The following is an 8,749-nucleotide window of genomic DNA, read 5'->3' on the forward strand; positions in this document are numbered from 1 at the left end:
ATTTTGTATCTTTCTACAGTGTTATTATATCATAAGATTAACTACTTTCTATCTATCTTCTTGTAATCATTTTCTATTCTATTTTTTATTTTTGTATATTCCTTATCATTAATTAATTTAAGAGCATAAAGTCTACATAACATAGCAACTCTCATGCTATAAATCTTTATTGCTTTCATAATAACCTCCTATGTATATTTAAGTTTTTTGACATTGACAAGTGCCTTGGATTAGCAACATAGGAATCTCACCTCCGCCTCTATTTAGGATGAGCCGGCTTCAACCTTAGAAGTATCATTATCCTCATTTTCTTCATAGCGAATAGGGTATCCCTCCCTATATTCAAACTCTTACTTATCGCTCCCTTTCTTCTTCCCTTGCTTTTAGCTTAGCAGTACTTGTTTTGCCGAATTATTCAGCAGAAAGATCTTGGCGAATAGGTTATCACGCTCCAAAAATGATTAATGTCTTGTCTTGGTCTATTTAATTGTTATGGTTCAAGTATTGTTTAAATTTCTTTTAACATAGAAAGAGGACAAAACTCCCCTCACTTTATAAAGGAAAATTTGCCCTCTTTGGTAACCAGAAATTATATTTCTTCTATAAATTTCTTTAGTTTTTCTAAAATCTTATCTCGTCTTTTTATTAAAGCAGGATGTGATATATTTTGAGTCTTTGCTACTGCACGAAGTGTTTCATCATTGAAATATAATCTTTCAATTATTTCTCGTTCATCCTTATTTAACTTTGACATTGCATTTCTCAGTGCTTCAATCATCATTTGTGTAGCTACAACTTTTTCAACATCAACATTTTTATCTTCTAGATTATCTACAAAATTCCCATCGTGATTTAGAGACGAAAAAAAGAGCAAGTGGTTTTTCTTGTCCACCTGCTCTAAATACTTTTCGTGTTCTTTTTCTCGCCAGTAGACTTTATATATCTGCTCGCTGACTTTAACCCTTTGTCCATCGACATAAAGGTAATATTCTTTTGGCATTTTATTTCCTCCATTTCTTTTTTTTGTCTGCGTTTTTAGACAAAAAAAGGAGGACTTCTGCACATAGGCATAAAAAGTCCTCTAAAATGAAAAAAATCTATTATAAAATTTATTTTATGGAATATTATAAAAAATACTATTCACAACTTCTCGTTTTTCTTTCGTTTTTATCATATGTCCCTCTTCTAATTTACTAATGTATGAATTTTCATAAATAAGTAAAATCAATCACTTTATCACAAACTGACTCTAAAAACTCAACATCATGGGATATTATTAAAATCAACTTATCTTCTTCTTTTACTTTCTTTATGTTTTTAGCTACTATTTTCATATTTCTATAGTCCAATCCACTGGTTGGTTCATCGAAAAATAGAATTTTCTTGTCGGATAGTAAAGCGGATAAGATAATTACTCTCTGTTTTTGTCCTCCTGACAAGGTGTGAGGATTCCTATCACTGATATTTTTTAACTCCATATCTTTTAACCAAGTATCTAAAGCATTATCATCTTTAATATTTGATGTTAATACTATTTCATCTTTGACAGTGTCCGTGAATAACTGACAGTTCACTTCCTGCATAATAAGCAGGCTCTCATTTAGCCTACTTTTTATATTTAAATTCTCATCATCTTTTAAAATTTTACCTTTATTTTCTTTGTATAAGCCACATATAATTTTTGCTAATGTAGACTTCCCAATTCCATTTTCTCCAACAATCCCAATAATATTCCCATAGCAAAAATTAAGATCCTCAATGGACAAAATTATTTTGGTATTTCTTTTGAATATTAGATCTTTTAGCACTAATAAAGTCCCTTTATTTAAAGTTTCAAAATCATCAAATCTTTCAATAGCTTTATAATCAGAATGCCTAAGTCCTGTTCTTATTCGTTCATCTTCACTTAGATTTTCAATTTCATCCATACTATATTCTCTGATGATTTTTCCATCCTCTAAGTATATTGCTCTATCAACAATGTCTTTTAAATACCACAACCTGTGTTCTGCAATAATAATAGTTTTTCCTAAAGATTTAAGCTTTTTTATTGTAAGCGATAATTCTTTCATTGACTCTATGTCTAAGCTTGAAGATGGTTCATCAAGAATAAATATCTCAGGGTTTAATGCGTAAATGCTTGCTATAGCAATCTTCTGCTTTTCTCCTCCAGAAAGATTGAATATATTTTTATTCATCAAGTTTTCAAGATGAAGCTCTTTTTCAACTTCTTCAATCCTTTTGTTAATTACTTCTCTTTCTATGCCGTAATTTTCTAAACCAAAAGCGATTTCATCGGTTGTATTAGTTGTATAAAATTGTGTTTTAGGATTTTGAAAAACTGAACCTACATCCTTAGATAACTTGTAAATTGGTGTGGTAAATGTATTCATACCATTGACCATAACACTGCCGGAAATGTCCCCATCATAAAACTCAGGTATTATACCATTCATAAGCTTTAATAGAGTCGACTTTCCGCAACCGCTCCTGCCACATAGAAGAATGCATTCCCCTTTTTTGATTTTCAAGTTTATATCTTTTAATGAGTAATCAGATCCTCCCTTGTACTTAAAACTTAATTCTCTAATTTCAATCATAAATCCCACCCTGACACTTTCATAAATATTACTATTGATAAAATTAAAATCATAAGAATTAAAACGCCAATGTCATTTTTTCTAATCTTAATTAAGTATCTACTTGTTTTTTGAACAGGAGCATCAAGCCCCCTTATAATGGCTGATTGCGAGAGCTCATCCCCAATTTCTATAACACTTACGAATAAAGGTACAAAAAAATATTCCATAATTAATGTTGGTTTTCTTATTAAATTTATTAAGTTAAAATTAATACCTCGAGTTTTCATCGCCATATTTATATGACTCCATTCGTCTTTAATAGTAGGCAAACATCTAAATATTACAGAAATCATTATGAGCGAGTCTTTTGAAAGTTTTAATTTTTGTAAAGTTGCTACTGCACTGGAAACAGATGTGGAATTTAAAATCCATTTACCCACGATAATACATGGCAAAAATTTTCTTCCAATTGCTAAGATAAATAAAATTAAATTCAAAAGAAAATTCATATTAAAATAGGCTAAAGATTTTTCCAATACTACACTTATTACAAAAAATAAAATATACCTTATAGTGGATTTTTTATAACCATCGCTAATAATAATGACAAGGAAAAATAATGTAATAAGGCTTTGATAGATCCAATCAAACCCTAAAAAAATTAAAATATTCGCACCTATAAGCAAGATAAGTTTTGTTCTGAGGTCATATTTTGACCCCAGAACAAACTTTGAATTTTCCATTATAAAACTCCTGCGGATTCCAACTTTTTATTTAGTATTTTTTTTGTAAAATAAGAACCAATCATAGAGAATATAAATGTTCCTATAATCATAACTGGTAACATCCATATTGGTGTCCATGATCTTACTGTGTTACAAAAGCTTTGATCTAAGCCACCTTTTATTACACTTTCAAAAAATGCTTCTCTCATAACCCAAATTGGTAAGAATCCTCCAAATAAGTTTAGAGAAAAAAACATATGACTAATTGTATTTTTCTTAAAGTCTGTATAATTTCCACCTTTTGCTATGAACATGGCAATTATTCCGGCAGGCACTGCCACTAATGGTGCAATTGGAATATGTCCAGTTGCAACTAATAAAATACTTGGTAAGATAGCTGCGATTACAATAGCAGTGGCTGACTTTGTCTTTGCAAGAAGCATATGATAGGTTGGTGCAGCAAGTAGTGCTACAAGCATAGGCATTAGTAAAAACAAAACAGGGACAGGCATAGATATTACCCCAATAACTGCATATGTTACAAAGTAAAGTGCAATTAAAACACCAGCTGTAACTGCATTTTTTGATGATTTCTTTTGTGTTTTCATAAGTTTCCTCCTTTAAAATTGATTGTTACTGTACAATCTTCCATTCTTTAGACTTTTCTTGATAATTCCATAAGTCTTTATATAGTCCTTCATTTTTTATAAGTTCTTCATGCTTCCCAACTTCCTCTACCTTTCCTTTGTTTAAAACAACAATTTTATCAGCTCCCATTACGCTCCTTAATTTATGAGCTACAACCACAACTGTTTTATTTTTAATTAAATTTGATATTGCTTCCTGTATAATAAGTTCATTTTCAGGATCAAGTGAAGATGTTGCTTCATCAAGTAGTATTATTGGTGCATTTTTTAATATTGCTCTCGCTATTGATATTCTTTGTTTCTCACCTCCAGACAGAGTCGCTCCTCCTTGTCCAATCATAGTGTCAAATCCATCATCTTTTTTGACTATAAAGTCATAAGCTCCTGCCATTTTTGCAGCATTCATGATTTCATCTTTACTTGCATCTTCATTTCCAAATTTTATATTGTTATAAATTGTGTCTTTAAAAAGATACACATCTTGAAAAACAACAGAAAATTTATCCATTAATTTATCAGGGTCGGCTGTTAGCAAATCTACTCCACCAATTTTAATTGTCCCTTCATTAGGATCATAAAATCTGGAAATTAATTTAATTAGTGTAGATTTTCCAGAGCCAGAGTAACCAACAAAAGCAGTTAATTCATTTTCATTAATGTCTAATGAAACATTATCGATAACCTTAGATTCCTTGTAAGAAAATGAAACATCGCAGATTTCAATTTTGTTGCTTTCGTTTACATCGGAATTTCCTGACATAGGTTTAGCGTTAAGTAAGTTAATGATTCTCTCTCCTGAAACTGATGCCATTTGTAGACCTGTATAATTTACAAGTGCAAGCTCCAAGGGATCAAAAATCCTTGTGCCTACAAATAAGAACATTAAAAATGTATCAATTTCCAAAGATCCATTTATAAATAAATAGGAACCAACTAAACTCATCAAAGGAAGTCCTATTCTTAAAATCATACTTGCTATAGTAGTTAATGAACCAACCCCTTTCTCACTCTTAATATTTGCATTTCTTGAGTTATCTATATCTTCTTCAAGCTTTGTTAATGTATCATCTAAGCTGTTATAAGCTTTTAGAGTCTTAATGGCATCCAAATATTCGTTTATATCTTCTTCCTCTTTTATCCTAATTTTCTTTGTTTTTAAATAAATTTTCTTCTGAAAGTTTTGCATGAGTGTGAGGAGTAGAACAGAAATAGGTAGTCCAATAAGAGTTGCTATTCCCATTTTTACATTGATTATCAAAAATAATATTGAGCAAAGAACCGCTACACATATACCACTGAAAAATTGAGGTAATTGATGAGTTGCTGCCGTTTCAACTTTGAAAAAATCATTCATTAATGTATCTAAAATCTCTGCTGAACTTTTCCCTGAAATATAACCTATTGGCAGTTTTCTTATGTGGTCTGCAAGCTCTATTCTTCCATCTGCACTTGTCTTGTATCCAAGTTCATAGGTATATTTTGTGGCTAAATTTTCCAATATGAATGTTATTAAGAAAAATACTGCCATTATCCCAAAATACTTCCATAAAAGGCTCGTATCTATCCTATTTGCACCTCTATTTAAAAATAGTGTTTCTACAATTTTCGCCAAAGCAATAAATGGTATAAGGTTTGAAATAGATGCCAAAACATTTAAAATAATTGATTTTCTTATATTATTCATCTTTCCTAATGTAATATTTCTTATCATTCATTCTCACTCCCTTCTATATCCATTTGCCAAATATTTGTCTTCTTATAAATATCAAAGAGTCGCTTATATATTCCATCTGCAAGGATTAAATCTTTATGCTTACCTCTTTCTGCAATTTTTCCATCAGATATTACTAAAATTTGATTTGCATGCTCTATGGTATTTAACCTATGAGCAATCATGATAACCGTCTTATCCTTAACCAATTCAGACAAAGCTTCCTGCATAAGATATTCATTTTCAGAATCAGCAAAACTTGTTGCTTCGTCTAATACTAATATTGGTGCGTCCTTTAAAATCGCTCTTGCTACGGCAATACGTTGTTTCTCTCCTCCAGATAAATAAGTTCCTTTACCCAAAACTGTGTCATATCCTTCAGGAAGTTTTACAATAAAATCATGACATCTTGCCTTTTTACAAGCTTTTATGACATCTTCTTTTGTAGAACCTGTCTTTGCCATAGCAACATTATTGAAGACTGTATCTGTGATAAGATCACTGTCTTGAAAAACAAATGCTATCTTGTCCATTAAGGCGTTTATCGGAATATTTTTTATATTAACTCCACCGATTTTAATAGAACCTTCTGAAGGATCGTAAAATCTCGGTATTAGCGTTCCAATAGTAGATTTACCTGCTCCCGAATATCCAACTAATGCTGTAACTTCTCCTTGTTTAGCACAGAAGCTTATATTCTTTAAAACCTCTTCATTTCCATAAGAAAAGCTTACATTCTCAAATTCAAGATCATGACCTTTTATCTCTTCCTCACTATTTTCAATTGCAAATTCTTTTTGATCTATAATTTCGTAGATTCTCAAAACAACTTCATTTAGTAAATTCATTCCTTCTGCAAAATCTCTCAGTTTTAATGCAGGTACGCTAATGGCAGGTGCAAGAATCAAATAGAAAATAAAGACTGTAGCAAAATCCAAGTTATTATTTCGTGACATTAAAAGTATTCCTACTGGAACTATGAATGTAGCAACAGATAGAATAAACATTCTAAATGAGACAAATCCTGGTCTTATCATTGATGTCATCGAACTTGTAAAATCTCTATATTCTCCTACTGACTTTGAAAAAGTTTTAAATGATTTTATTCCCGTTCCAAATATTTTCACTTCCGGCATACCTTTAACGTATTCAGTAGTTGCTGAATTTATTTGATCCAGAATTGCAAAGTTCTTCTCAAGTCCACCCGACTTTATAATCTTTGCCATGATTGCAATCTGAATTCCTAAACCAATAAATATAATTAACAAAGTCGTAAGACCTAATATTAAATTTATCTTCAACATAACAATTATCATTGCTAAAATTAGTACTAAAGTTGAAATTAAATTTGGTAATTGATGAGAAAAATATCCCTCAATTTGATTCATGTCCGATCCTAATACTTGCCTTATTTTTGACTTGTTGTCTCCGGTAAAAAACCCTAAAGGAAGATTTCCAATATGAAATAATATTTTCTTTTTTAAGTTAGCTATTAAAACATATGAAAACTTATGGCATAAAATACCGCCAATGTAAGTTAAGCAATATGACAATACCACTGCTGCAAGTCCATAGATGCAGAACTGTATTGTACTTTGTTCTAATTTTCCATATAAAAATAGAGATTTTATGACTTTGTATATCACCAAAATTGGACAAATACTTAATAGCATCCCAAGACTAACAAATAATATCCCTCCTACAAGTTGTCCTTTTTTTATTTCACTGTAGGAAATAATATCTTTGATTGATTTCTTCTTTTTCATCTAAAACATACCTCCTTACCGAACGAGTTCGTTCATTTGCCTTAAAACTAATACAAGGAAAACACCATTGATGTTTCCCTTGTAAAATACTTATATTTTATTTTTTTCTAATGAGGTCTTTGAAATAGTTCGCTTATTATTCCAAAGGCTTCACTTGAATTTGTTTTGTTTTCTCCCTTAATAATATAGTCATTATATATTGTTCCAACAGCTCCGTATAAAATAAAAGCTGCGAAACTTCTCACATTTTCTCTGTTTATTCCCATATTATTTTCTATTTTTTTATTTTCAATTCCTTCCATTATAAACTCTGAATAGACATCTATAAATTTCCCAATGTAATGAATCAATTCCCATAGCCTGTACGAGTTATCTGTAATTGAATTCTCTTTTGAAAAATTATATCTAGTCGTGAACTGACCGATATCTTTTACTATAAGTTCTCTTAGAATTTTTATTCTTTCTTCGTAATCTATTTCCTTGTTTTGAAGGATACCTAACTTATTTTTTAATTTTTCATCAAAGTAAGTTTCCATACACTCCAAGAAAATATCTTCTTTTGATTTGAAATAATAATAAAACATTCCCGGCGCTCCATTAACTTCTGCGAGAATATCTCTAACAGAAACTTTCTCATACCCATACTTTTCAAAAAGTCTGGATGCTATGTTTATAAGCTCCTGTTTTCTTTCTTCTGGATCTTTTACATTTCTCTTTGCCAAAACCTCACCACCTATTGACCGACACTCGTTCTTTAATAAAGATTATCATTTTCTTATACTTTTGTCAATAGTGCCCTGAAATTATATTCTGAGTATGGTATAATTTTATTTACTATAAATAACACGCTTAACGCTTATAGTCTTAATTACACAATAACAGGGTCTGTAAATAATTTTGTGTATCAACCTAAATCCTGTTTAAAGGGTAATGGTTGATACATTTTTTATGCTTCAATCATCATTGGTGTAGCTACAACTTTTTCTACATCAACATTTTTATCTTCTAGATTATCTTCAAAATTCCCATATTGATTTAGGAACGAAAAAAAGAGCAAGTGGTTTTTCTTGTCCACCTGCTCTAAATATTTTTCATGTTCAGAGACTTTAAATATTTCTTCCTATCAATTATTTAATTTCCATGATTCCGCCTTAGTTTTTGCATTTATAAGGTCAGAATAAAGTCCATTATTTTTAATCAGTTCTTCATGATTACCACGTTCTACTATTTCTCCATCTTTTAAGACTAAAATCTGGTCAGCATTTCTAATTGTCTTTAGTCTATGAGCAATCATTATTACTGTCTTATTTTTTGTTAA

General features: G+C 30.5%; 8 protein-coding genes and 2 pseudogenes. All 10 read right to left on the reverse strand.

The genetic code is table 11. From position 1 onward, the window contains the following. Window positions 1-41: 41 nt before the first annotated feature. Complete coding sequence (locus HMPREF3023_RS09380) at window positions 42-179, reverse strand: hypothetical protein (protein WP_168165787.1); 138 nt, start codon at window positions 177-179, stop codon at window positions 42-44. A gap of 410 nt (window positions 180-589) precedes the next feature. Then, entirely contained in the window at window positions 590-1,000 is a 411-nt protein-coding gene (locus HMPREF3023_RS00015) for a sigma-70 family RNA polymerase sigma factor (RefSeq protein WP_070699841.1), read from the reverse strand. 208 nt (window positions 1,001-1,208) lie between these two features. Then, entirely contained in the window at window positions 1,209-2,600 is a 1,392-nt protein-coding gene (locus HMPREF3023_RS00020) for an ABC transporter ATP-binding protein (protein WP_009430618.1), read from the reverse strand. Continuing rightward, window positions 2,597-3,325, reverse strand: coding sequence for an energy-coupling factor transporter transmembrane component T (locus HMPREF3023_RS00025; RefSeq protein WP_070699842.1), 729 nt, complete (start codon window positions 3,323-3,325; stop codon window positions 2,597-2,599). Before HMPREF3023_RS00025 ends, HMPREF3023_RS00020 begins: the two co-directional genes overlap by 4 nt. Beyond that, window positions 3,325-3,915, reverse strand: a complete 591-nt coding sequence (locus HMPREF3023_RS00030; RefSeq protein WP_070699843.1) for an MptD family putative ECF transporter S component — start codon at window positions 3,913-3,915, stop codon at window positions 3,325-3,327. The genes HMPREF3023_RS00025 and HMPREF3023_RS00030 overlap by 1 nt, the downstream gene beginning before the upstream one ends. 25 nt (window positions 3,916-3,940) lie before the next feature. Next, window positions 3,941-5,665 carry an ABC transporter ATP-binding protein gene (locus tag HMPREF3023_RS00035; protein ID WP_070699844.1) on the reverse strand — a complete coding sequence of 575 codons (1,725 nt, stop codon included), beginning with the start codon at window positions 5,663-5,665 and terminating at the stop codon, window positions 3,941-3,943. Next, window positions 5,662-7,431, reverse strand: coding sequence for an ABC transporter ATP-binding protein (locus HMPREF3023_RS00040; RefSeq protein WP_070699845.1), 1,770 nt, complete (start codon window positions 7,429-7,431; stop codon window positions 5,662-5,664). Before HMPREF3023_RS00040 ends, HMPREF3023_RS00035 begins: the two co-directional genes overlap by 4 nt. A gap of 107 nt (window positions 7,432-7,538) precedes the next feature. After that, window positions 7,539-8,153 (reverse strand): TetR/AcrR family transcriptional regulator, encoded by a 615-nt coding sequence (locus HMPREF3023_RS00045; RefSeq protein ID WP_023060302.1) that lies wholly within the window; start codon window positions 8,151-8,153, stop codon window positions 7,539-7,541. Between the two features lie 227 nt (window positions 8,154-8,380). Then, window positions 8,381-8,545: pseudogene (locus tag HMPREF3023_RS09575) on the reverse strand (sigma-70 family RNA polymerase sigma factor); the annotation flags it as partial. Between the two features lie 9 nt (window positions 8,546-8,554). Further along, window positions 8,555-8,749 (reverse strand): annotated as a pseudogene (locus HMPREF3023_RS00050) (ABC transporter ATP-binding protein); the annotation flags it as partial.

Origin of the sequence: Peptoniphilus sp. HMSC075B08, from assembly GCF_001815405.1 — a bacterium.
GTDB lineage: Bacteria > Bacillota > Clostridia > Tissierellales > Peptoniphilaceae > Peptoniphilus_A > Peptoniphilus_A harei.

Excerpts from the sequence above, each read along its gene's own strand:
- HMPREF3023_RS00030 (WP_070699843.1), bottom strand. The coding sequence starts at position 3,915 with ATGAAAACACAAAAGAAATCATCAAAAAATGCAGTTACAGCTGGTGTT.
- HMPREF3023_RS00040 (WP_070699845.1), bottom strand. The coding sequence starts at position 7,431 with ATGAAAAAGAAGAAATCAATCAAAGATATTATTTCCTACAGTGAAATA.
- HMPREF3023_RS00035 (WP_070699844.1), bottom strand. The coding sequence starts at position 5,665 with ATGATAAGAAATATTACATTAGGAAAGATGAATAATATAAGAAAATCA.
- HMPREF3023_RS09380 (WP_168165787.1), bottom strand. The coding sequence starts at position 179 with ATGAAAGCAATAAAGATTTATAGCATGAGAGTTGCTATGTTATGTAGA.
- HMPREF3023_RS00025 (WP_070699842.1), bottom strand. The coding sequence starts at position 3,325 with ATGGAAAATTCAAAGTTTGTTCTGGGGTCAAAATATGACCTCAGAACA.
- HMPREF3023_RS00015 (WP_070699841.1), bottom strand. The coding sequence starts at position 1,000 with ATGCCAAAAGAATATTACCTTTATGTCGATGGACAAAGGGTTAAAGTC.
- HMPREF3023_RS00020 (WP_009430618.1), bottom strand. The coding sequence starts at position 2,600 with ATGATTGAAATTAGAGAATTAAGTTTTAAGTACAAGGGAGGATCTGAT.